General features: G+C 56.1%; 19 protein-coding genes. 7 read left to right on the forward strand and 12 right to left on the reverse strand.

All coding sequences use genetic code 11. The annotated features are described in order from the left end of the window. Positions 1 to 18: 18 nt before the first annotated feature. From ABEH87_RS14770 to ABEH87_RS14785, 4 genes are all read right to left on the reverse strand, one after another. On the reverse strand, positions 19 to 3,081 hold the full coding sequence (locus ABEH87_RS14770) for an efflux RND transporter permease subunit (RefSeq protein ID WP_346577260.1): 3,063 nt from the start codon (positions 3,079 to 3,081) through the stop codon (positions 19 to 21). Continuing rightward, complete coding sequence (locus ABEH87_RS14775; protein ID WP_346577261.1) at positions 3,078 to 4,220, reverse strand: efflux RND transporter periplasmic adaptor subunit; 1,143 nt, start codon at positions 4,218 to 4,220, stop codon at positions 3,078 to 3,080. Before ABEH87_RS14775 ends, ABEH87_RS14770 begins: the two co-directional genes overlap by 4 nt. A 78-nt stretch (positions 4,221 to 4,298) precedes the next feature. Continuing rightward, positions 4,299 to 5,501: an ATP-binding protein gene (locus ABEH87_RS14780; RefSeq protein WP_346577263.1), complete on the reverse strand. Its 1,203-nt coding sequence runs from the start codon at positions 5,499 to 5,501 to the stop codon at positions 4,299 to 4,301. Continuing rightward, positions 5,498 to 6,193, reverse strand: a complete 696-nt coding sequence (locus tag ABEH87_RS14785; protein ID WP_346577264.1) for a response regulator — start codon at positions 6,191 to 6,193, stop codon at positions 5,498 to 5,500. The genes ABEH87_RS14780 and ABEH87_RS14785 overlap by 4 nt, the downstream gene beginning before the upstream one ends. 122 nt (positions 6,194 to 6,315) lie before the next feature. On the opposite strand from ABEH87_RS14785, the gene ABEH87_RS14790 reads away from it, so the two are divergent. Next, positions 6,316 to 7,104 (forward strand): MipA/OmpV family protein, encoded by a 789-nt coding sequence (locus tag ABEH87_RS14790; protein ID WP_346577266.1) that lies wholly within the window; start codon positions 6,316 to 6,318, stop codon positions 7,102 to 7,104. 150 nt (positions 7,105 to 7,254) lie between these two features. Here the strand turns inward: ABEH87_RS14790 and ABEH87_RS14795 are convergent, their stop codons facing one another. From ABEH87_RS14795 to ansP, 4 genes are all read right to left on the reverse strand, one after another. Continuing rightward, a complete protein-coding gene (locus ABEH87_RS14795) occupies positions 7,255 to 8,868 on the reverse strand; it encodes an EAL domain-containing protein (RefSeq protein WP_346577267.1) in 1,614 nt (537 codons plus the stop codon). Between the two features lie 327 nt (positions 8,869 to 9,195). After that, positions 9,196 to 10,293, reverse strand: a complete 1,098-nt coding sequence (locus tag ABEH87_RS14800) for a DUF1176 domain-containing protein (protein WP_346577269.1) — start codon at positions 10,291 to 10,293, stop codon at positions 9,196 to 9,198. Between the two features lie 622 nt (positions 10,294 to 10,915). Next, on the reverse strand, positions 10,916 to 11,494 hold the full coding sequence (gene nudK / locus ABEH87_RS14805; protein ID WP_346577271.1) for a GDP-mannose pyrophosphatase NudK: 579 nt from the start codon (positions 11,492 to 11,494) through the stop codon (positions 10,916 to 10,918). Positions 11,495 to 11,629: 135 nt separating this feature from the next. Then, positions 11,630 to 13,078: an L-asparagine permease gene (gene ansP / locus ABEH87_RS14810; protein ID WP_346577273.1), complete on the reverse strand. Its 1,449-nt coding sequence runs from the start codon at positions 13,076 to 13,078 to the stop codon at positions 11,630 to 11,632. Positions 13,079 to 13,679: 601 nt separating this feature from the next. Between ansP and narQ the strand changes: the two genes are divergently transcribed. From narQ to acrD, 3 genes are all read left to right on the forward strand, one after another. Then, positions 13,680 to 15,383, forward strand: a complete 1,704-nt coding sequence (narQ, locus tag ABEH87_RS14815) for a nitrate/nitrite two-component system sensor histidine kinase NarQ (RefSeq protein ID WP_346577515.1) — start codon at positions 13,680 to 13,682, stop codon at positions 15,381 to 15,383. Next, complete coding sequence (locus tag ABEH87_RS14820) at positions 15,364 to 16,002, forward strand: response regulator (protein WP_346577274.1); 639 nt, start codon at positions 15,364 to 15,366, stop codon at positions 16,000 to 16,002. The genes narQ and ABEH87_RS14820 overlap by 20 nt, the downstream gene beginning before the upstream one ends. Positions 16,003 to 16,226: 224 nt before the next feature. Then, positions 16,227 to 19,340 carry a multidrug efflux RND transporter permease AcrD gene (gene acrD / locus ABEH87_RS14825; RefSeq protein ID WP_346577276.1) on the forward strand — a complete coding sequence of 1,038 codons (3,114 nt, stop codon included), beginning with the start codon at positions 16,227 to 16,229 and terminating at the stop codon, positions 19,338 to 19,340. Between the two features lie 101 nt (positions 19,341 to 19,441). Here acrD and ypfM read toward each other — a convergent pair whose 3' ends face one another. The 3 genes from ypfM to ABEH87_RS14840 all read right to left on the reverse strand — a co-directional run bounded on the left by ypfM (position 19,442) and on the right by ABEH87_RS14840 (position 20,325). Continuing rightward, entirely contained in the window at positions 19,442 to 19,501 is a 60-nt protein-coding gene (ypfM, locus tag ABEH87_RS14830) for a protein YpfM (protein WP_118665656.1), read from the reverse strand. Positions 19,502 to 19,712: 211 nt separating this feature from the next. Beyond that, on the reverse strand, positions 19,713 to 19,898 hold the full coding sequence (locus tag ABEH87_RS14835) for a hypothetical protein (RefSeq protein WP_346577278.1): 186 nt from the start codon (positions 19,896 to 19,898) through the stop codon (positions 19,713 to 19,715). Between the two features lie 232 nt (positions 19,899 to 20,130). After that, entirely contained in the window at positions 20,131 to 20,325 is a 195-nt protein-coding gene (locus ABEH87_RS14840) for a hypothetical protein (protein WP_346577280.1), read from the reverse strand. A 251-nt stretch (positions 20,326 to 20,576) separates the two neighbouring features. Here ABEH87_RS14840 and ABEH87_RS14845 point away from each other — a divergent pair, with 251 nt between their 5' ends. Genes ABEH87_RS14845 through ABEH87_RS14855 form a run of 3 tightly spaced genes read left to right on the forward strand, consistent with a single transcriptional unit; the run spans position 20,577 to position 22,289 of the window. Then, positions 20,577 to 20,957 carry an ArsC family reductase gene (locus tag ABEH87_RS14845; RefSeq protein WP_346577281.1) on the forward strand — a complete coding sequence of 127 codons (381 nt, stop codon included), beginning with the start codon at positions 20,577 to 20,579 and terminating at the stop codon, positions 20,955 to 20,957. A gap of 5 nt (positions 20,958 to 20,962) precedes the next feature. Next, positions 20,963 to 22,090 (forward strand): succinyl-diaminopimelate desuccinylase, encoded by a 1,128-nt coding sequence (gene dapE / locus ABEH87_RS14850; RefSeq protein ID WP_346577282.1) that lies wholly within the window; start codon positions 20,963 to 20,965, stop codon positions 22,088 to 22,090. A gap of 10 nt (positions 22,091 to 22,100) precedes the next feature. Beyond that, a complete protein-coding gene (locus ABEH87_RS14855) occupies positions 22,101 to 22,289 on the forward strand; it encodes a YpfN family protein (protein ID WP_062744795.1) in 189 nt (62 codons plus the stop codon). 51 nt (positions 22,290 to 22,340) lie between these two features. On the opposite strand, the gene ypfH is transcribed toward ABEH87_RS14855, so the two are convergent. Further along, the gene (ypfH, locus tag ABEH87_RS14860) at positions 22,341 to 23,027 is read right to left on the reverse strand and encodes an esterase (protein WP_346577284.1); all 687 of its coding nucleotides are present in this window, start codon (positions 23,025 to 23,027) and stop codon (positions 22,341 to 22,343) included. Between the last annotated feature and the right edge of the window lie 16 nt (positions 23,028 to 23,043).

A 23,043-nucleotide genomic window follows, 5' to 3' on the forward strand; every position in this document is an offset into this window, starting at 1 on the left:
CCTTAACCGGCGGTTTTTTTATGGCTGCTGTTCCGTCGGCTCTTTAATGACCAGGCTGAGGCAGGCGGGCAGCACCGTCAGCGTGACCAGGGTGGCAATCAACAGCCCACCGATAATCGCGTAGGCCATCGGCCCCCAGAACACCTGTTCCGCAATCGGGATCATCCCAAGGATGGCGGCACAGGCGGTGAGCATGATGGGCCGTGAGCGGTGCTGCGCGGCAGCAATGATAGCCTGCTGTTTTTTCATGCCCTTCTGCAGATTACTGTCCATCTCGCTGATTAAAATCACCGCATTTCGAATAATCATTCCGGCAAGCGCAATGACGCCGAGCAGCGCCACAAAGCCCATCGGGGTGCCTGTAGGTAACATCGCCATCACGATACCGATCAGACCAAACGGTGCCATTAACAGCGCCAGCAGCATGCGGGAGAAGCGTTTAAGCTGGATCATCAGCAGGATCAGCATAACAAACAGCGTCACCGGCAGGACGGCAAATACCGAGCTGTTTCCCTTATCGGATTCGGCAACCGCGCCGCCCTCCTCTATCCGGTAGTCTGCCGGCAGCGTGGCGCGCAGGCGAGAAACCGATGCCGCCAGCTGTTGTGAAACCCCCTCTGCCCTTAAACCCGGCGCGAGGTCGGTCTGAACCGTGATAAACGGCATCCGCTGATGACGCCATATCACCGGGTCCTGTACGCCCCACTTCAGCGTCGCCACCTGACTTAATGGCACCTTGAGGCCGCCGCTGGTGGTCAGCTGCAGGCCTGAAAGCGTGCTGAGATCCTGACGTTCGCCCTCGTTCGCCCGCAGCACCACATCCACCTGGCGATTACCGTCACGTACCGTGGTTAACACGCTGCCCGACCAGATGGTATTCAGCGCGCTGGCCACGCTTTCAGAGGAGACACCCGCCGCGCGCGCGGCGGTCTGGTTCATCTCCAGCGTAATGACCCGCTCCGGTTCACCGGCGGTCAGATTCACTTCACGGGTGACGGTGCTGTCACCGAGGGTCGCCGCCAGCTGGCGGGCGATCGACTGCACCCTGTGATAGTCCGGTCCGCTGACCCGGTATTTAATCGGCCAGCCGACCGGCGGCCCCAGCTCCAGCGGTGACACACGCGTGGCGATATCACTGAACCCGTCCGACAGGATCTTCTCCAGCTGCACGCGCAGCGCTTCACGATCCTCCAGGCTTTTCGCCACCACCACCAGCTGAGCCGTGTTTTCGTTATCCAGCAGCACGTCCATCGGCAGATAAAAGCGGATCGCCCCGGTGCCGATATAGCTGGAAAGATGGTCGATATTCGGGTTAGCACGCAGTGCCTGCTCCAGCCGCTCCGTCTGACGTTCGGTTTCTGTCTGCGAGGCGTTGCCGGGTAGCGTCAGGCTGACCAGCAGCTCCGGGCGGTCCGACGCCGGGAAAAACTCTCCCTGCATCAGGGTGGTACTCCAGCCCGCCAGCACCAGCAGGCTCACCGCTGCGGCGACGGTCTTTAGCCGGTGTCGCAACACCAGCGCCAGCAGGCGATGATAGCCCCGCGCCAGCCTGCCCGGCCCGTTCTGGTGCGCGCTGAGGGTGGCGGGCAGCAGCCAGGTCCCCATCAGGGGAGAAAACAGGATTGCCACGACCCACGAGCTCAGCAGCGCAATCATCACCACGGCAAACAGGGACAAACAGTATTCCCCGGCGCTGGAAGCCGCAAAACCGACCGGAATGAACCCGGCAATCATCACCAGCGTTCCGGTCAGCATCGGGAAGGCGGTGGTATTGAACGCATAGCTGGCGGCCTTCCAGCGGCTGTCACCCGCCTCAAGACGCGACACCATGGTTTCGACGGTGATCATCGCGTCATCCACCAGCAGCCCGAGCGCAATGATCAGCGCCCCCAGAGAGATACGCTGTAAACCGATCCCGGCCAGCATCATGCCGGTAAACGTCATCGCCAGCACCAGCGGGATCGCCAGAGCCACCACCAGCCCGGCGCGCATGCCCAGCGAAATAAATGAAACCGCCAGTACGATCACTACCGCTTCCGCCAGCACTTTGGTAAATCCACTAACCGCCTGCTTTACCACGGTGCTCTGATCGGCGACTTTCACCATCTCAATACCGTGCGGCAGGCCCGCCCGGATCGCGTCCATACGCTGATTGAGCGCCTGGCCAAAGTGGATCATATTGCCGGTGGCGGCCATCGAAATCGCCAGGCCAATCGCCGGCTGGCCATTCACCCGAAAGGCGGATGCCGGCGGCTGCGCCTGTTCACGGCTCACCGTGGCGATGTCGCTCAGCGGGATATACCGTTGCCCGATGTGCAACACCACCGCCTGAAGGCTCCGCGCTGACCCCAGCGCGCCGCTGACGCGCAGGGCAATATTTTCCCTGTCGCTGCGTATTTCCCCGGCAGGCACCACGGCATTCTGCGCCCTGATGGCGTCCGTTACCTGTTGCAAATCGATGCCGAGACCGGCCATTTTACGCGGTGAGAAAGCAACCACCAGCTGCTCTTCCTGAACGCCGGTCAGGATGATTTTCCCGATATCCGGCAGCGACATCAGGCTACGACGAACATCCTCAACGCGGTCACGCAGCTCACGCGACGAAAAGCCTTCCGCCGTGAAGCCGTAAATCGTCCCGAAGGTGTCATCAAACTCGTCATTCACCTGGGGGGTCTGCACCCCCTGGGGAAGCGAAGGCGCGATGTCCTGCACTTTCTTGCGCACCTGATACCAGATCCCCGCCACCGAGGCGGGTGGTGTATCGTCACGCAGATTAACAAAAATCACTGACTGCCCGGCGCGGGTTTCACTCTCGACGTAATCAAGACAGGGAACTTCCTGTAACTTTTTCTCCAGCGTATCCGTAACAAGATTGACCGTGTCTTTCACATCGGCGCCCGGCCAGGTAGCCGACACGACGGCGGTCTTGATAGTGAATACCGGGTCTTCATTTCTCGGCAGCTGTTGATAGCTCAGCACCCCGGCGGCCATAATCAGCAGCATAAAGAAGACGATCAGCTGCTGATTTTTCAGCGCCCACGCTGACAGGTTTACGCCCTGCTTCTGGTTACCTGGATTCATTCTCCTGCCTCCAGCAGCGTCACTTTTTCACCGTCGCGCAGTTTGCTGACGCCGGCGGTCACCACGGTATCACCCGGCTGAATGCCGCCAGTGACAGAAATGTCCGCCACGGTAAACACCCCCAGACTGACCGGGCGCAGTGCAACGCGCAGATGCTTACGGTCAACCACGAAAACAGCGGGCCGGTCGCCCTGGCGGGTCAGTGCGGAAGCAGGCAGCACAATGCTACTTTTCCCTTCGCGCTGCCAGCCCACCTGTACGCTGGCGCCCAGCGCCAGGCTTTGCGGCGGGTCCTTCAGCGTCACGCGTACGCGCCAGGTGCGCGTCTGAGGGTCGGCCTGAGGACTGACGTCACGCAGCGTTCCCTGCGACTGAACGCTCGGATCGCTGAGCAGAGAAACAGTAAAAGACGTATCGCTGATCTCTGTCAGGGCCTGAGGGTTGCTGGTGTCGAATAGCGCATCACGGCCGCTGCCTGCGGCGAGGGTGAAGATCGCCTGCCCGGCGCTGATAACCTGACCGGGCTGGGCACTGACGGCGGTAATGATACCGTCGGTCGGGGCCGTCAGGCGGGTCCAGCTCAGGCTGTCCTGGGCATTTTTCAGCGCAGCTTCGCTGCTTTGCCTTCTGGAGGTCGCCGCCTGCCAGTCTGACCGCGCGGTATCCAGCTGCACGCGGGCAATCGCCCCGCTGCGCACCAGCGTGTTCATCCGCTGCAGATTCAGTGCCGCTACCCGTTCTGCGGCCTGTGCGCTGGCGAGATCGGCGCGCGCACTGCCGAGCTGATTCACCCCGGTGCTGCTGTCCAGCGTGGCCAGCAGCTGTCCGGCTTTCACCTTATCCCCCACGTCTACCTGACGCGACACCATGCGTCCCTCCAGACGGAATGCCAGCGAGGTTTCATCGTGCGCGCGGATCTCACCGGTCTGCGACAGCGTATGGTCTGTGACGGCGGCGGGCGCAATCACAAACCGCACCGGGCGCGCCGGAGGGGAAACCGTTTTTTCCTTGTCGCCGCAGGCGGAAACAAGAAACACGGCGGGAAAAAGAATAATCCACAGGCAGTGGGGAGAAAGGCGGCCCGGCAGATTGAGATGATGCAAAATATGACGGGCAGTGTCGGTGAAGGTATCGGTCATGGCGCTGTTCCTGAACGTTAATCGCCCTATTCCAGCGCGCAACTGTCCAGATTTGCTGCATGTATCATCAAGAAAGCGTCAATTCATGCGATTTTTTATAGCCACCTGCGGACTGGCCAGAGGTAAGTGCAGGCTGATGATCAGGCCTTTTTCCTGCGAAAGCGAGGCAACCAGCTGCCCGCCACAGGCTTCACAGATCGCCCTGGCAATCGACAGCCCAAGCCCGCTGCCGCCGGAATGCCGCGCCCTGGAGGAGTCAGCACGGGTGAACCGCTCAAACATCACCGGCAGAAACTCAGGCGCCACGCCCGGCCCCCGATCGGTAAAGGTGATCAGATACCCTTGCGGTCTGGACTCAACGACGATGCTCAGCAGTTTGCCTTCCGCCGCGTAGCGCAGCGCATTTTCCATCAGGATGGTAAACACCTGCCCCAGGCGAAAAGGATCGCCGGTAAAAGGGGCCGCCGCACTGGCGCTGACCTGCATTTGCAGCCCGGCGGCTTCAGCCTGAGGCTTCATCCACAGCACGCGCTCACGCAGCAGCTCGGTTAAATCAAAAGCACTGAGCGTAAATGACAGCTGGCCCGCATCGGCAAGGGAGAGCAGGTGCAGCTCATCGGTGAGACGGTTCAGGTGATGAAGCTGTTTCATCACCATCTTGAGCTGGCTCGGGTCCGGTTCAAATACCCCGTCGATCATGCCCTGAAGCCGCCCGATAGCGGCCGTCAGCGGCGATCGCAGCTCGTGCGCCATCGCCACGTGGGAGGCCCGCAGTTCACGATCGTAGCGCGCCAGCTGCTGCGACATCAGATTAAAATCTTCCGTAAACTGCGCCAGTTCCGCAGGAGCGTTATCCACCGTTACGGCACGGGTGCCAAACTCCCCGCGCGCGACCGATCGCGCCGCCGTCGCCAGCCGGCTGAACTGCACCGACAGCGGCCGGGCGGTGCGCAATCCCAGAAAAACAATGATGGGTAAGGCAATGACGATCAGCGCCGCCAGCGTCAGCCAGTCAGAAGAGGCGACATCGGGCAGGGAATAACGGATGCCCCAGCCGGCATCGACCAGATGATGAAAACGCTCAACATCCCGCTCCGGGTGTTTAAGCAGCAGCGCCAGCTCCTCGCGCTGTGAGGCAGGCATGTGATGGAGCACCCAGAGATTCTGAATAACAAAGCGCAGCCACATGCTGAAGGCAATGAGCACCACCGAGCCCATGGCCAGCGCCAGTATCCGCACGCAGATCCAGCGCCAGAGCGACTGTTGTTTTGGCTGGCTCATGGCTGTCTGAACCGGTAGCCGACGCCGCGCACGTTATGCAACACCTCGACAATACCGGCGTTTTCCAGCTTTTTGCGCAGGTTATAGACGTGAGTATCCACGACGCGCTCCAGAGCCTCGCTCTCTGGCAGACAGCGCTCCAGCAGCTGCTGGCGGGAGAAGGGATAAGTCTGAGATTGCATCAGGGTGGTCAGCAGGGAGAATTCCGTTGGGGTCAGTTCCAGCCAGAGCGCATTTTCTCCGTCGTTTCTGACGACGGCAGTGAGGGATTCCATATCCACCTCCAGCCCCTGCCAGCTGAGGATCTCTTTCTGCCCGCTGCGGCTGGCCGTTCGCCGCAGTACGGCATGAACGCGGGCCACCACTTCGCCAGGGTTATAGGGTTTCACCACATAGTCATCGGCCCCGTAGCGTAGCGCGCCGATTTTATCCGGCGTATCGCCCATGGCGGAGACCATAACAACCGGAACATCGCTTTTACGCCGCACGGCCGCCAGCACCTCGCTGCCGTTCATGCCCGGCAACATAATATCCAGCAAAATCAGATCCGGCTTCCAGCTCTGCGCCATTTCCAGTCCGGCCAGACCGTCGCTGGCAATGGCGACGTTATAATTTTCCCGGCGTAAATAAGCTTCAAGCACGTTAGCCGCATCCGCATCATCCTCGATAATCAGTACACGTTTCATCTGCATTTAATGGACCTTGACTGTTTCTCAATAAAACCCTGGCAGTAAATTGACACTGCCTGTTCATCATTCGCTATCAGATGTGCGGCCACTTGAGAGCCGTAATGATTCGGTGCTGAGGAGCGACGATGATAACCAGAAAATTTAGCCTGTGCATTACCTGTATCGCATTAGCCAATATCTCGCTGATGGCTGCCGCAAATGCTGCCGATCCGGACCCGAAAAGCCTGACGGTAGGCATTGGGGCAACCAGCGCGCCGCGTTATAGCGGCTCCGATCAGCGCCAGTGGCAGTTTCAGCCGGTCATACAAGCCCGTGACGGCGCGGTGTTTTTTGACTCGCAGAAAGGCGTGGGATATGACCTGCAGGCCGATTCGGGGCTCTATCTTGAACATACTCTGGGCTACAGTCTGGGCCGTTCAGATAAAAACGCCTCATGGCGCGACGGCTCCGACAAGCTCAAAGGCATGGGAAACATTGATGCGGCGCTGAACACGGCGGTGGCGGTTGGCTGGACGATTGCACCGTGGCTGTCCGTGGAAGGTAAAGCTACGCTGCCCCTCAGTGACAGTCAGGGCGTGCAGTACCAGACGTCGGTATCGCTGATCCCGCTACAGAACGACAGCGACACCATTGCCTTTCAGTCTGCGGCCTTATTCGGCGACAGTCGCTACATGAACACCTTTTACGGCGTCAGCAGCGCACAGAGTGCCCGCAGCGGCTACGCGCGCCACGCGGCACCCGGCGGGCTGTATGGCGTAGAAAATAGTGTGACATGGGGACACCAGTTTACCCCGCAGTGGGGCACGACGCTGGTGGCAGGCTACACGTGGCTGAGCGACCACGCGGCCGACAGCCCGATTGTCTTCCGTCGTAACGAAGCCACGGCCACGGCAGCCATTACCTATACCTTTTAAATCCTGATGAAAAAGAGTAATAAATTTCTTCACACCTGCCGGGCGATTTTCTTCCCTGACAGCGACATCCGGTTTTTTCTTCTGATGCTGGGCGTGGTGGTGTTGGCACATTTATTACTCTATTACCTGATGGCATACTGAGTGCCGGCATTATTCTGCGGCCCACTCCTGACGCAGCCAGTGGGTGAAATTCGCCAGCGACAGCGGCCTGGACCATAAATAGCCCTGTATGATCACCTCGCCGGTCAGGGGAAAACTTTTCAGCAGGGTAATCTGGCTTTCCTTTTCAATCCCTTCCACGACGATGCGTTTTCCCAGCCTGTGCGCCAGTTGCATACTCGCTTCCAGCACCATACGTGCGCGAACATTCAGCAAGGCTTCCTCAATAAAAATTTTGTCTATTTTTATGCAGTCGAACGAATCATCATATAAATAGCGAAGCCCGGAGCTGCCGGTGCCAAAGTCATCCACGGCAATCTCCACGCCCATAGTTTTCAGACGCAGGAGAACCGTATTAACGGTTTCATTCAGCGTCAGCTCCTGGCGCTCGGTTAACTCCAGCATCAGCTTTATTTTGTGCTGTGTTTTTGCAAAAAAGTCTTCGCAGGCGGTCACCAGCGACAGGCTTTCAAAGTGGCTGGAATACACATTAAAGCCTAAACAGAATCCGGCCGGGATGAGGATCTCCCCCGAAGCCACCTTCTCTGCTACATCCGCGATCAGATACTCGGCTATCTGATTGACCAGGCCGTGCTTTTCTGCGACCGGAATAAATACGCCGGGCGAAATCACGTTGGCATCATCAAGCCGCCAGCGAGCCAGAACTTCACCGCCCCTGGATTGTTTCCCAGCGAGAGTAAAGCAGGGCTGAATGTCGTAAGAGAAATGTTTATTTTTCAGCGCAGATTCAATGAAGCGTGCCCGTGAATAGATTTTATTCAGCTGTTTTTTTACAACCGTAAAACAGAAGAAAAAAGCAACGAGAAAAATCAGCATCAGGGAGAATATCCCCCAACCACTGACCGGATTATTTAATTCTATTTCATAAATGCGGTAGTCATAATCATCAGAGTCTTTAAAAATAACACTTTTACCCAGAGTATTCCGCTGCCGGACACCTGCGGAGGTTAATACACTCTCCCCTACTGAAAAAGCATGGTAATAGTTGCTGCCAAAGTAAAAGTTATTGAGTAAATTAATCACACTCTGACCGTCTATCGCCGACGTCATCACCCCACCGTTAAACGGAATAAAGATAACAACGGCCGGTTTTCCGGGCACGCGCGTCGACCCCTGAATGATTTTTAGCGTAACGGCGGAGGTTTCCTGTTTCAGGATACGTTCAATATCGCCCCTGACAGACTCACTCACCTGACGGTGGGGAATAAACTCATCCCAACGTGATGAAGAACAGTAGATGTTGCCCTCAGCATCGTACAGAGTGACGGAGCGAACATAAGAGCTTTTTTGCACTTTACTCTGCAGGATTTTTATCTTACCGGAAGAGCACGAGACGTCACGCTGAATATCATCGCCAATATCTTTTTTTACACCATCAATAACAGCGTCGATATTCTTAACGACCAGGGAGAGATCCTGGCTTCTTAAATGCATACCCATTTCATTGACAATGCACCCCGACAAGAAGAACAGCGCAGTAACGATCGCAAAAGAAATCAATGATGCATAGACAACCACTTTCTTTTTTACCTTATCCGGATAATTAAAAGTGTTTACAGCAGTCCTTATATCCTTAGCACTCATTCCTGTTCCCCAGGTAAAATAAAAAGCAAATCACCCCAGCATTTAATTTAATCAATAATCATTATAATTTTATATTACCCGAAATTTTGTCACTGAGCGGCTGCCATCAGAAATCGACGACTTAACACCTGCTAATATCAAGCTAACGGTGGCGCAAGATTATCAATCGTGAGTCGAGATTTTGTCAAGATGAAGTCGATTCTGAGAAGAGAATAATGAGAAAAGCAGCGCTAACTATTTAAATTTAACTTAAATAAGGTTTAAATCAAATTAACGCTGCTTTAATGCATTTTCCAAAAAGAGCCCCCGGCCCTGCCAGCAGAGGTTTTATCTCAGCTGCTGCATCTCCACGCTGCCGCTGTCCTGCGGCACCACGGTTTGGCTCTCCCACAGTATCGGCCACTGATCGCTGCTGTGCCATGCATCGCAGGTGCTCTCCTGGGCATACTCTGCCAGCACAAACTGGCGGCCATTGTACTGCCAGCGCGTCGCGACGCCACAATCCCCAAGGCCACGATCCTTGCTGTACGTCAACAGCTCGCCGTGTACGGCGTCAAAGTCGGCATTCACCAGCTCCAGCTGATTATCGCTGCGGTCCGGCGGGGAAAATGGCAGGGTCAGCGTAATGCTTTTCGACACATAAGGCGGCGCACGGCTGACCTCAAACGCCAGGTCTATGACGTTATAAGCCCCCATTTCACAGCTCACCAGCAGCAGCGCCTTATCATCACTCAGCGGTGAAACGCTGACCTCACGGCGCAGCGGGTTCAGCGAACAGTTGTCGCTGTTGACCCGCCAGGTGCCGAAATCAATCAGCCCGCTCGACTCTTCCTGGGTGAGTGCCTGCGGGATGCGCAGCGGTAACCTCACCTGCGGCAGCTCCGGGGCGGGGGGAACGTTGCTGCCCGCCCGATCGCCGCGCTGTATCCAGGCGCTGGTGCTGTTAACCCGCCCCTGAATCTCATCCATCAACATCAGTGCGTCCTTCAGCCCGCGCAGTCCAATGGTTGCATTGGCCCGGTACAGCAGCTGGATAGCGTCGGCATCCATCACCTGCGCCAGGAATTCATCAATAGAAATACCGTGGGTGGTCAGCAGATGATGCGTTTCGACCTCCCAGTGTTTGAGATCGAGCTTCAGCCGCTGCCCGTCGAGTAACAGGTTGTCCTGCAGCGCCCCACCCGGCAGTTTGCCGCTGTAGCGGTTACCGTAGTCAATACGCAGCTGTGCCGGGGCATCGCTTCCAGCCTCACGCTGTAACGTCATCGCCAGGCCGTTATTTCCGGGGATACTGCGCACTTCGCAGCTGTTGAGGTTGTTACAGGTGATCTGCCAGTCAGAAAAGGTCTTCTGCAACGGCTGGGCCTGAACAGAAGCCACATAAGAGAGCGAAAGCAGCCATAACCATTTCGTCCAGTAAGACATTGCTCGATGAGGTCCCTGTAAGGTAATACAGTAAAAAATCAGTATGACGGACAGTCCGTTTATCCCCTTTATCATGCGCAGTTAACGCCATCGCCTCAATCAGATTTATCGGACAGTCGCCGCTGGCCGGGCCAATCGGTCAGATCCAGATAATCGGGCATTAACGGTCATGCTATTTTCAATAGCCGACGGACTGCATGGAATTACGTTTCACCCGCAGTCAGGGCAAATAGCATTATTAATGAGATGTTCATCACTTTTAAATAAGAAAAAACAGTAATAGACCTTCATTTATTTAGAGACCGATCGCTTAACTACGCAACGTCTCACCGTGGCGGCGGGTCGTATGATGCCGATTGAACGTCAGCGGCAAATAATCGAAACACTCACTCAGCAGGGAAAATGCCTGACCGGCACAGTGAACGACATGAGCACGGTCTGGTTTTTCGTCAGCGTGTGAACGAAAATATCTGTTGCCTGACGCCAGTAAATTTCTTCAGCCGTCGCTTGCCGGTATTGATCACTAACGCGACGTTGATTTTTTAATTACCGACACCCTGAAAGATAAAGAAAACCAACAGAAGCCGGGCTGTCCGGCCGCTCAGGCCGGATCGTCGCGGCTTCAGAGGTGCAGCCAGCCCGCCAGCAGCGCATGCTGCAACAGAGTGACGGTTTTACCATCTTTGATGCGACCCTCTTTGATCATCGCCCAGGCTTGCGGGAAGGTCACTTCGAGCACATCAATATCTTCGTCATCAATGCCACCGCCTGCGCTTTCACGCTGAGCGTCGCTGTACTCAGCAGCAAAGAAGTGCACCATTTCGGTGACGCCGCCGGGTGACATGTACAGCTCGAACAGTTTTTCCACTTCGCCGACCACGTAGCCGGTTTCCTCAATGGCTTCGCGCCGGATGCACGCTTCCGGGGAGTCATCGTCCAGCAGTCCGGCACAGGCTTCAATCAGCATCCCGCTGGGGTTGCCGTTTACCCAGGTGGCAATACGGAACTGGCGCGTCAGGATCACGCTGTTTTTTTCGCGGTTGTACAGCAGGATAGTGGCACCATTGCCACGGTCATAGACTTCACGTTTATGACGAATAACAGAGCCATCGCTGGCGGTAAGATCGTAGGTGAAATTGTGCAGGATAAACCAGTTCTCTGACAGAATGGTTTTTTTAATGACGTCGATCTTGGCTGACATACAGGCCCCGTAGGAGTGAATCAGGAGCCGGTTATCTTAGAACGCATCAGCCAGGAAAACTATCTGAAACGCTGAGGGAAAACGGGTCAGGCATGCCCCCCTTACGAAGAGGGTGGCATGCCGCGTCCGTCACACTTAATGGTTATGCTCTTCCTGGGCCAGAGCGTTGACGCGCTTACGTGCGCCAAACCAGCCCAGTACCAGCACCACGGCAATCAGCGGGATCGCCGCCACGGTGTAGGTGCCATTCGGGTAGTCAAATGCCATCAGCACCAGTACGCTGAACAGGAACAGCAGCGTCAGCCATGAGGTAAACGGAGCCCACGGCAGCTTGAAGCTGACGTCTTCCGCTTTCCCTTCTTTGATGGCTTTACGCAGGCGCATCTGGCACACCACGATAAACGCCCAGGAAGAGAGGATCCCCAGCGCCGCGACGTTCAGCACAATTTCAAACACGCGCGATGGCACCACATAGTTCAGATAGACGCCGATGATGTACACACCGATAGTCACCAGGATGCCCATGTAAGGCACCTGCTGTCCGCTCATTTTTGACATGAACTTAGGTGCAGAGCCGCCCATCGACATCGAACGCAAGATACGCCCGGTGGAATAGAGGCCGGAGTTCAGGCTGGAAAGCGCCGCACTCAGTACCACAATATTCATGATGCTACCGACGTAAGGCACGCCCAACTTGGAGAAGAAAGTCACAAACGGACTCTGACCCGCCTGGTAGGCATTCCACGGCAGCAGCAGCACCAGCAGCACCACAGAACCGACGTAGAACAGACCAATACGCCAGATCACACTGTTAATCGCTTTTGGCAGCATGGTTTTCGGGTCTTTACACTCCCCTGCCGCCGTCCCCACCAGTTCGATGGAGGCGAAAGCAAACACCACCCCCTGAACCAGCACTAACGCCGGCATCAGACCATTCGGGAAGAAGCCGCCGTTATCACTGATAAGATGGAAGCCGGTCGCATTGCCATCCAGCGGCTTGCCGCTGCCGAGGAACACCACGCCCACCACCAGGAACACCACAATCGCCAGCACTTTAATCAGGGCAAACCAGAACTCCATTTCGGCAAACCACTTTACGCCGATCATGTTCATGGTGCCGACAATGGCTAGCGCACCGAGGGCAAACACCCATTGCGGCACATCACCAAACGCGCCCCAGTAGTGCATATACAGCGCCACGGCCGTGATATCCACAATCCCGGTCATCGCCCAGTTAACGAAGTACATCCAGCCCGCCACATAGGAGGCTTTTTCACCGAGGAATTCACGAGAGTAAGAAACGAAGCTGCCGCTTGATGGACGGTGTAATACCAGCTCACCCAGCGCACGGAGAATGAAGAAAGAGAAGATGCCACAGACCAGATACACAATGGCCAGCGCAGGTCCGGCAGCCTGAAGACGGGAACCGGCACCGAGGAACAACCCCGTACCAATCGCACCGCCGATGGCAATCATCTGCACATGACGGTTATCCATCGCTTTATGGTAACCAGAATCATGAGAGTTCAACCAGCGTCGTCTTGCTGCGCGTTTTTCTGCGCCCGTTTTCTTTTCAGCTTTCATTTTCTATCCTATTGTCCTGTCCACAAAGTGATGCGGCTACCTCTACCGGGTATCCTGTTTTCTTATAGGCCAACCAAACGATTGCGCTGTCCGATGCAAGCGTGGCCAATTTCCCTGATTGCTGTAGTTTTATTCATGACGCAAGCAGGAAAATCGCGGCGATGCATCCTAACCGTTCTGATTAAACGACGCAAAAAATCCACGCCGGAAATCGTGACCTTTTGTAATTTTTGTCGAGTGGCGCATAAAAAAACCGGCCGCTATTGGCGGCCGGATAGTGAGGACACTAAGTACTACACAGGGACATACAGGGATGAGGGTGTTGCAGGGTTAACAATAAATCGTTGCGCTGCCAGGGACAGGCTGGAAGCACCGGGTTACTGAGACTGATTATTACCGATGCAATGAAAAGCAGAGTGAGCGCAGCGTAAAAGCATTAAAACAATGTTGGCGTAGCGCGTGGTTATGCCAGTAAACGTAAAGGAGTATGTCAAATCCGGTGGGATGTAACCGCAGATGACTGGCGGGCGTTCTTCCCTTCAGTAAACGATAGTGTGCCGTTATAATAACCCTCCTTAAATTAAGGATGATTACTTTGACTATGTCACGCTCCCTGACTCACAGTCTGGCCCGCGCGCTGTTGACGATACTTCTGCTGTCCGTGATCTCCAGCGGCCTGGCATTACTGACGCTTTCTGGCAGCCAGCGCGATGCAGAAGCAGTTAACCTGGCGGGTTCACTGCGTATGCAGGTCTACCGCCTGAACTGGGACATCACTACCGACTCTTCCCTTGCGGCACAGCACATTGCCGATTACCAGCACACGCTCAACTCCCCGGCCCTGCAGGCGCTCGATCGCTTCTACGTCCCTGACACCGTTCGTCAGCGCTATCGCGCCCTGCGGGTTGCCGCCCTGCAGCCCACACTATCGATGGCAGGCAACCCCCAGCAGGTGACGCGCCAGGTGGCGCAGATCGATCATTTCGTGCTGGCATTACAGCACTGGGCCGAGCTAAAAATGCGCATGGCAGCCCTCGCCTGCCTGTTAGGATTTCTGGCGATTACGCTGCGGGTCTATTTCATCCTGCGCCACATCAGGCAGCGGGTGGTGGGTCCGTTACGGCAGCTGGTGAGCGCCAGCGAAGCCATTGAACAACGGCAGTTCTGCCTTCCCGTACTCAGTACCGGCCTGCCGAATGAGCTGGGTGTGCTGGCGCGGGCGTTTACCCGCATGTCAGGAGAGCTGGAAAAATCGTGGCGGGCCATGTCGCTGAATGTGGAAGAAAAAACCGCCGATCTGACCCAGGCTAACCGTCGCCTCAGGCTGCTGTATGCCTGCTCGCAGCAGCTCAGCCACAGCGTAAAGGGGCAGCAGGCGTTTCAGCAAACACTGCAGCTGATCTCAGACCATGAAAACCACCGCTATATCGAGTTTGTAACCCCGGAGTTTGGTTCCCTGAGCGCCGGAACCCTCGCACCTGACCAGGGCTGGCAAACGCTGCCGTTACGCCCGCAGCCTGACCAGCCCCCCGGTGGTGAACTGCGCTGGCAGGCCGGTGAGAGTGAGCTTCCCCTGATGAAGAACGTGGCATCTTTAATGGAGCACGCCCTGGAGCTGTGGCAGGCCCAGCAGCAGGTGCAAAGCCTGCTGTTGCTGGAAGAGCGGGCAACTATTGCCCGTGAACTGCACGACTCCCTCGCCCAGTCGCTGACTTTTCTGCGCATTCAGCTGGTCAGGCTAAAGCGTACGCTTAACACTACGGCGGCGCCGGTGCTGGAAATCGTCACTGAGTTCGAGCAGGCACTGACTACGGCCAATCGCCAGCTGCGCGAGCTGTTAACGACCTTCCGGCTGACGATTGAACCGGCAAATCTGCCGCGAGCCCTTGAGCAGGTCATTGCCCCGCTGCGCCAGCAGACTACGGCACAGATAACGCTGACCTGTCAGCTGGAGGTGCTGCTGCCGGCACAGCAGCATATTCATGTGTTACAGATCGTGCGTGAAGCGCTGATTAACGCGGTACGCCATGCACACGGCACGGAAATCAACGTAAGCGGCCACTACCATCCGGAAACCGGGATGACGATAACGGTGAGCGACAACGGCGTAGGAATGGCCACGCCGGAAGAACCAGACGGGCACTACGGTCTGAGTATTATGCATGAGCGCGCTGCGCGTCTGAACGGCAGACTGGAGATTAGCCAACATGCCGGTAGTAGAGGAACCTGCGTATCTTTGCACTTTAAACCGCTGACCGAGATCAGGTCTGACAAGGAGTTATATCATGGAAGAACAGTTAATTAGCGTGATGATCGTCGACGATCATCCCCTGATGCGTCACGGTATTCGCCACCTGCTGGCGCTGGACCCTCGTTTTAACGTTACTGCCGAGGCCAGCAATGGTAACGAAGCGCTGGAGATGGCCCGGCAGTCGCCTCCCGATCTGATTGTGTTGGATCTGAAAATGAAAGGTCTGTCGGGCCTTGAAACACTCAATTTACTGCGGGCGAATGCCGTCAACTCGCGCGTTGTGGTGCTGACCGTCTCTGACCAGCGCAGCGATATTTCCGCCCTGCTGGATGCCGGAGTTAACGGCTATATGCTCAAAGACAGCGATCCGGAGTATCTGCTCAACCAGATTATTCAGGTGGCTGAAGGCGGAGTGGCGTTTGGCGCACCGCTGCACGCGCTGCGCAACGGCGATGGATGGAAGGCCGACCCATTTATCATCCTGACCGAACGCGAGCAGGAAGTGATGAAGGAGGTCGCCTGTGGGCTGTCTAATAAGCAGGTGGCTGAGAACCTGGCAATTTCGGAACAAACGGTAAAAGTGCATATCCGTAATGTGCTGCGCAAACTGAACGTGCGTTCGCGCGTCGCCGCCACCGTTCTCTGGCTGGAGTCACACCGCACGGGTTTGTAACCGGCAGCAAGGCGGGCTGCGAGATAATTTACACATTCTCCTCATTTTCTCCACGATTGTTTCCCCGACGGCAGGTAAAGTGATTCACTGCCGGAGCATGTTGAATAAATTAATAAATTTGTTCCGTACAAAACAGATGTCCCGGCGGGACATCTGCCTCAAACGCCGCAGGGAACACAGGCACTTTTTTTACTATTTTCAGATCATGTGCTGCGGAGCTTGAGATGGCCAACTTCTTTATCGACCGCCCGATTTTTGCCTGGGTGCTGGCAATTTTGATGTGCTTAACCGGCGGGCTGGCGATCTTTTCGTTGCCGATTGAACAGTATCCCGATCTTGCTCCCCCCAATGTGCGTATTACCGCTAACTATCCGGGCGCCTCTGCCGAAACCCTCGAAAATACGGTTACCCAGGTCATTGAGCAAAACATGACCGGCATCGACAACCTGATGTATATGTCTTCCCAGAGCAGTAATACCGGCCAGGCGACGATCACGCTGACCTTCGAAGCAGGGACTAATCCGGATGAAGCCCGCCAGCAGGTGCAGAACCAGCTGCAGACGGCGCTGCGAAAACTGCCCCAGGATGTACAGTCTCAGGGCGTGACGGTCAACAAAACGGGTGACACCAATATTCTGATGGTCGCCTTCGTCTCTACCGATGGCAGCATGGATAAGCAGGACATCTCCGACTATGTCGCCAGTAATATCCAGGACCCGCTGAGCCGCATCGACGGCGTGGGCCAGGTGGATGCCTACGGTTCGCAGTATGCGATGCGCATCTGGCTCGATCCGAACAAGATGATTAACTATGCGCTGACCACCAGTGATGTGGTCAGCGCCATCAAATCTCAGAACAGTCAGGTAGCCGTCGGGCAGCTCGGCGGGCTGCCGTCTGTCGAGCGTCAGGCGCTGAACGCCACCATCAATTCGCAGTCGCTGCTACAGACACCGCAACAGTTCCGGGATATTACCCTCAGGGTGAATGCCGATGGCTCCGTGGTTACGCTGGGAAATGTCGCCCAGGTCGAACTGGGGGCCGAAAAATATGACTATCTCAGCCGCTATAACGGTATGGCTGCCTCCGGCCTGGGCGTCAAACTGGCGTCCGGCGCTAACGAACTGCAAACGGATACCCTGGTTCGCGCCCGTCTGGATGAGCTTTCACACTATTTTCCCCACGGCTTAAAGGCAGAAATTGCCTACGAAACCACGCCGTTTGTCAAAGCCTCTATCGAAGATGTCGTCAAAACCCTGTTTGAAGCGGTGCTGCTGGTCTTCCTGGTGATGTACCTGTTCCTGCAAAACTTCCGCGCCACGCTGATCCCCACTATTGCCGTCCCGGTGGTACTGCTCGGCACCTTCGGCGTGCTGTACACCTTTGGCTACAGCATCAACACCCTGACGATGTTCGCCATGGTGCTGGCCATCGGCCTGCTGGTGGATGACGCGATTGTGGTGGTGGAAAACGTCGAACGCATTATGAGTGAGGAGGGCCTGTCCCCGCGGGACGCCACGCGCAAGTCGATGGGGCAGATACAGGGGGCGCTGGTCGGCATTGCGCTGGTGCTGTCGGCAGTCTTTATTCCGATGGCCTTTTTTGGCGGCACCACCGGCGCGATTTATCGTCAGTTCTCGGTGACGATTGTTTCGGCAATGGTGCTGTCGGTGCTGGTAGCGATGATCCTCACCCCTGCCCTGTGCAGCACCCTGCTGAAGCCGCTGGCAAAAGGCCATCATCACGGACGACGCGGTTTCTTTGGCTGGTTTAACCGCGTGTTTAACCGCAATGCCGAACGCTATGAGCGCGGCGTGGGGAAAATTCTTGCCAGGGGTGGCCGCTGGCTGCTGCTCTATGTCGCGCTGATCGCCGTCATGGCGCTGCTTTTCATACGCCTGCCGACCTCCTTCCTGCCGCTGGAAGATCGGGGGATCTTCACCACCCAGGTGCAGTTACCGCCCGGTTCCACCCTGCAACAGACGATGAAAGTGGTGGAAAAAGTCGAGCAATACTACCTGACCGATGAGAAAGACAACGTGCTGTCAGTCTTCGCGACGGTCGGTGCCGGACCCGGCGGCAACGGGCAGAACGTCGCGCGCATGTTTGTGCGCCTGAAGGACTGGCAGGATCGCCACGGCGCTGACAACACGGCCTTTGCGATTATCGAACGCGCCACCAACGCCTTCCGCAAAATCAACGAGGCCAAAGTGATTGCCAGCAGCCCCCCGGCGATTACCGGGCTGGGCAACTCCGCCGGGTTCGATATGGAACTGCAGGATCATGCCGGGTTGGGGCACAGCGCCCTGATGAATGCACGTGACACCCTGCTGGAGCTGGCGCAGAAAAATCCGTCACTGACGCGCGTTCGCCATAACGGTCTGGACGACAGTGCGCAGCTGCGCATTGATATCGACCAGCGTAAAGCGCAGGCGTTAGGCGTGTCGCTGGATGATATTAATGCCACTCTGCAAACCGGCTGGGGATCAACCTATGTGAATGACTTCCTTGACCGTGGACGGGTGAAAAAAGTCTATGTTCAGGCAGACGCCCGGTTCCGTATGCTGCCGGACGATATCAGCAAGTGGTACGTGCGCAACAGCAGTGGAGAAATGGTGCCGTTTACCGCCTTTGCCCGCTCGCACTGGGAGAGCGGATCGCCCCGACTGGAACGTTATAACGGCTATTCAGCCGTCGAGATTGTCGGGGAATCGGCCGCCGGAGTCAGCAACGGTGCAGCGATGCAGGTGATGGAAAAGCTGGTGAGCCAGTTACCCACCGGGATCGGCCTGCAGTGGACCGGCGCATCGCTTCAGGAGCGTATGACCGGCGCACAGGCCCCGGCACTCTATGCGCTGTCTCTGCTGGTGGTGTTCCTCTGCCTGGCGGCGCTGTATGAGAGCTGGTCTATCCCGTTCTCGGTGATGCTGGTAGTGCCGCTGGGCGTGATGGGCGCGCTGGTCGCCACCTGGCTGCGCGGGCTGGAAAATGATGTCTATTTCCAGGTGGGATTACTGACCGTGATTGGGCTGTCTGCAAAGAATGCCATCCTGATCGTCGAGTTTGCCAATGAGATCAACAGTCGCGGGCGGGATCTGGTGGAATCGACGCTGGAAGCCTCACGCCAGCGCCTGCGTCCGATCCTGATGACCTCGCTGGCCTTTATCTTTGGCGTGCTGCCAATGGTGATCAGTAATGGTGCCGGATCCAGCAGCCAGCATGCCGTCGGTACTGGCGTAATGGGCGGTATGATCTCCGCCACGGTGCTGGCCATCTTCTTTGTGCCGCTGTTCTTCGTGCTGGTGCGTCGGCGCTTCCCGCTAAAAGATAAGCCCCGGTAAATAAAGCAAAAAGGCAGCCTTTATCGGGCTGCCTTTTATTAAGATGTCACTGAAGGTCAGGCAGGTTGATACATCAACATGCTTGTCTTTGCTGAAACTCATTACTTGCGTAACATTGTCTCGATAAAGTCCTTCCAGTTCCCCAGTTCTAAATCAATCATAATATCCTCTCTCACTCTCTTATTTTGTAGGTTAATTTTAAGACGATTCCTAAGTAAAAGATAGATGGATCTCACAATTGCTGTCATCGGCAGAAGCCTGTCTGCAGGATTCAGAGGGATTTGTGCGGCAACGCACAGTTCGTATGCAATGATTTCTCAGGGTATTATTAGCCGTAGCATAAAATGGCAGCTTGCGCTGCCATCAATACCGTCAGATTATCAGGCTGGCTAACAGACCGAGGCCTGAAATGGCAGTACCCGCTATCGTTACCCCCAGGGCTACTGCACTCAGGGCGATACCGGGAATAAAGACGCCCAGACCCAATAAAGCAGGAAGAGTCAGCAGGCCAATACCCCCGGAAACTTCTGCAATCTCAACGTGATTTAACTCTCTCATTAGCAACATTCCTTATCAACGATTCACATGATTCTTAATATCTGAAAGATACGAAGAAATTCCTTTTTATTCAGTTATTAATGTGCACGAGCCATTAACTGACCAGTTAATGCAGGGCCAGTGTGGCAAAGAAGGGACGGAGAGAATATGAACCACTTCAAATAAAGGAAGGATAAAACTATTTTCGTAGAATCAAGGATATCATCGACCCCTGGCGGGGTCGGATGCATTGTTACTTCAGAATGATCACTTTGTCGTAACCGCCGCTTTCGCTATCAATATGCGTTTTGGCATCCGGGTGCTCGCGCATCACCGCTTCGACAACATGCGAAAAGTCTTCACAGCGGGTTTTCTTTTTACGTTTCAGCACGATCGTCGACTGGGTCTCTTCCACCGTATGCGCGGCAGACTCTTTCATATAGTTCATCGCTCCCCTCCTCCTGATAGCGGGCCTCTGCCCTGAATATGCTGTTCGCCGCGAGTGTCTTACGCGGAGCTTATCCGAATATAGATGAATCCCACAAAAAACAGAAGGGTACACAAGTCTGACTTTTGTCTGTTGCGCATCAAACAGCCTCGTCCATCGTGGACTTTCCCTGTTTCAAGGGCTGTCTGTTGACGCCATCCCCTGTAAACTGTTTGCCAGCGCTTATTCACCGGCAAAGGAAACGAAAACTTATGGCAGAAAATACCTCAACACGTCCGTTAACGATGTATGGCATCAAAAACTGCGACACCATTAAAAAAGCCCGCAAATATCTGGACGCCCAGGGCATGGATTATCAGTTCCACGACTACCGCGCAGACGGGGTAGACGCAGAGTTACTTCAGCGCTTTATGGATACTCTCGGCTGGCAGGCGCTGCTCAATACGCGCGGCACCACCTGGCGTAAACTGGAGGAATCAGAGCGCAATGCGGTGGATAATCCGGCAGCTGCACTAAAAGTGATGCTGGCACAGCCTGCAATCATCAAACGCCCGTTGCTCTGCGCAGCGGACGGCTCTATGCTGCTGGGCTTCAGTGAAGCCACCTATTCGCCGTTTATCCAGGAGAAGTGATCATTATGTACTGTCCGGTCATTGAGCTGACGCAGCAGCTTATTCGTCGCCCTTCCCTCAGCCCCGATGATGCCGGTTGCCAGGCTATTCTGATTGCCCGCTTGCAGGCGCTGGGTTTCACCATTGAACCAATGAATATTGGCGACACGCTGAATTTCTGGGCGTGGCGTGGCGAAGGCGAAACGCTGGCCTTTGCGGGCCATACTGACGTGGTGCCCACCGGCGATGCCAACCGCTGGATCAATCCGCCGTTTGAACCGGCCATTCGCGATGGCATGTTATTTGGTCGCGGCGCTGCCGATATGAAAGGCTCACTGGCCGCGATGGTGGTGGCCGCTGAGCGCTTTGTTGCCGCTCATCCGCAGCACAAAGGCCGCCTGGCCTTCCTGATCACCTCAGATGAAGAGGCCAGCGCGGCTAACGGCACGGTGAAAGTGGTCGAGGCGCTGATGGCGCGCAATGAGCGTCTGGATTATTGCCTGGTCGGTGAACCGTCCAGCACCGAAGTGGTAGGCGACGTAGTGAAAAACGGTCGTCGCGGGTCGATTACCGCTAACCTGACGATCCACGGCGTGCAGGGCCATGTTGCCTATCCGCACCTGGCCGACAACCCGGTACATCGCGCAATGCCAGCCCTGAATGAGCTGGTAGCCACCGAGTGGGATCGCGGAAACGAGTTCTTCCCGCCGACCAGCATGCAGATTGCTAACGTGCAGGCCGGGACCGGCAGCAACAACGTGATACCGGGCGACTGTTTTGTACAGTTCAACTTCCGCTTCAGCACCGAGCTGACCGACGTTCTGATCCAGCAGCGGGTGCAGGAACTGCTTGACCGCCATCAGCTACGCTACAGCATTGAGTGGAAACTTTCCGGCCAGCCCTTCCTGACTTCACGCGGCAAGCTGGTCGATGCGGTGGTAAACGCCGTTGAGCACTATAATGAAATCAGCCCGCAGCTGCTGACCACCGGAGGCACCTCAGACGGACGCTTTATCGCCCGCATGGGGGCACAGGTGGTGGAACTAGGCCCGGTGAACGCAACCATTCATAAAATCAATGAGTGCGTAAAAGCCGCCGACCTGCAGCTACTCAGCCGCATGTACCAGCGGATCATGGAACAGCTGATCGCATAAAGGTGAAATGATGGAATTTATAAAGCACTACTGGTGGATCCTGGTGATCCTGCTGATGATCGGTATTCTGATGAACGTCTATAAAGATCTGAAGCGTATCGATCACAAAAAGTTTCTCGATAACAAACCTGAACTCCCGCCGCATCGTGATTTTAACGATAAGTGGGATGATGAAGACGACTGGCCGAAGAAGAAATAATCCCGTCATGCAGCGGGGCCGATCGAAACAGACGATCGGCCCCGGTAAAAATTACATCAACATAATCACATCCTCTCCGCCCGGCTTACCCCCGCTTAAGGCTTCGTCGAAATAACGGCGCGGGACGGTAAACTGCAGGCGCTCAAGCGCGAACTGCATGGCACGATCGTCAATGGCGTGCGGCAGGTCGTCAACGATATCCAGCGTCACATCCCCGCCCAGCGCGGTTAAACGCTCCTCCGCCGCTAGCGCGTGGGTCAGCGGCAGCACGATATCGTTATCGCCGTGGATCAGATGGATAGTGGTGCGCGTACCGGCCTGCTGCGGCAGCGTCGCGTACCGGCCACTGAAGGCCACCACTCGTCCTGCCAGCCCCGCCTGCACCTTCAGCGCTTCCAGCGCCATCGTTGCCCCCTGAGCAAAGCCAACCAGCGCCGTAGCCTGTGCGCTTACGCCACTCTGCTGCTGCCAGTGGCGTACGCTGGCGATAAATCCGTCCATTGCCGCATCCACCTGCTGCTGGTGATTACCCGCTGACGGGGCATACCACTGAAATCCACCGTCATCATCCTGCAGTGGCCCGCCGACGCTGACCACCAGCGCGTGGGGAAAGGCTCCGGCAAACCAGTGGCCAATCTCACCCATCGCCACCGGATTATCTCCGGCGGCGTGATACAGCAGAAACAGCTGTGTCGCCGGTAACGACGGGGTCTGAATGACAACATGGGGATATTTCATAACGTCCTCCTCAGGC

The sequence above is a fragment of the Erwinia sp. Eh17-17 genome (assembly GCF_039675725.1).
Lineage (GTDB): Bacteria > Pseudomonadota > Gammaproteobacteria > Enterobacterales > Enterobacteriaceae > Erwinia.

Coding starts and splice junctions, on each gene's coding strand:
- acrD (WP_346577276.1), top strand. CDS start 16,227: ATGGCCAACTTCTTTATCGACCGCCCGATTTTTGCCTGGGTGCTGGCA.
- narQ (WP_346577515.1), top strand. CDS start 13,680: ATGTCACGCTCCCTGACTCACAGTCTGGCCCGCGCGCTGTTGACGATA.
- ABEH87_RS14840 (WP_346577280.1), bottom strand. CDS start 20,325: ATGAACTATATGAAAGAGTCTGCCGCGCATACGGTGGAAGAGACCCAG.
- nudK (WP_346577271.1), bottom strand. CDS start 11,494: ATGTCAGCCAAGATCGACGTCATTAAAAAAACCATTCTGTCAGAGAAC.
- ansP (WP_346577273.1), bottom strand. CDS start 13,078: ATGAAAGCTGAAAAGAAAACGGGCGCAGAAAAACGCGCAGCAAGACGA.
- ABEH87_RS14795 (WP_346577267.1), bottom strand. CDS start 8,868: ATGAGTGCTAAGGATATAAGGACTGCTGTAAACACTTTTAATTATCCG.
- ABEH87_RS14775 (WP_346577261.1), bottom strand. CDS start 4,220: ATGACCGATACCTTCACCGACACTGCCCGTCATATTTTGCATCATCTC.
- ABEH87_RS14780 (WP_346577263.1), bottom strand. CDS start 5,501: ATGAGCCAGCCAAAACAACAGTCGCTCTGGCGCTGGATCTGCGTGCGG.
- dapE (WP_346577282.1), top strand. CDS start 20,963: ATGTACTGTCCGGTCATTGAGCTGACGCAGCAGCTTATTCGTCGCCCT.
- ABEH87_RS14800 (WP_346577269.1), bottom strand. CDS start 10,293: ATGTCTTACTGGACGAAATGGTTATGGCTGCTTTCGCTCTCTTATGTG.
- ABEH87_RS14790 (WP_346577266.1), top strand. CDS start 6,316: ATGATAACCAGAAAATTTAGCCTGTGCATTACCTGTATCGCATTAGCC.
- ABEH87_RS14845 (WP_346577281.1), top strand. CDS start 20,577: ATGGCAGAAAATACCTCAACACGTCCGTTAACGATGTATGGCATCAAA.
- ABEH87_RS14785 (WP_346577264.1), bottom strand. CDS start 6,193: ATGCAGATGAAACGTGTACTGATTATCGAGGATGATGCGGATGCGGCT.
- ABEH87_RS14835 (WP_346577278.1), bottom strand. CDS start 19,898: ATGAGAGAGTTAAATCACGTTGAGATTGCAGAAGTTTCCGGGGGTATT.
- ypfH (WP_346577284.1), bottom strand. CDS start 23,027: ATGAAATATCCCCATGTTGTCATTCAGACCCCGTCGTTACCGGCGACA.
- ABEH87_RS14820 (WP_346577274.1), top strand. CDS start 15,364: ATGGAAGAACAGTTAATTAGCGTGATGATCGTCGACGATCATCCCCTG.
- ABEH87_RS14770 (WP_346577260.1), bottom strand. CDS start 3,081: ATGAATCCAGGTAACCAGAAGCAGGGCGTAAACCTGTCAGCGTGGGCG.
- ABEH87_RS14855 (WP_062744795.1), top strand. CDS start 22,101: ATGGAATTTATAAAGCACTACTGGTGGATCCTGGTGATCCTGCTGATG.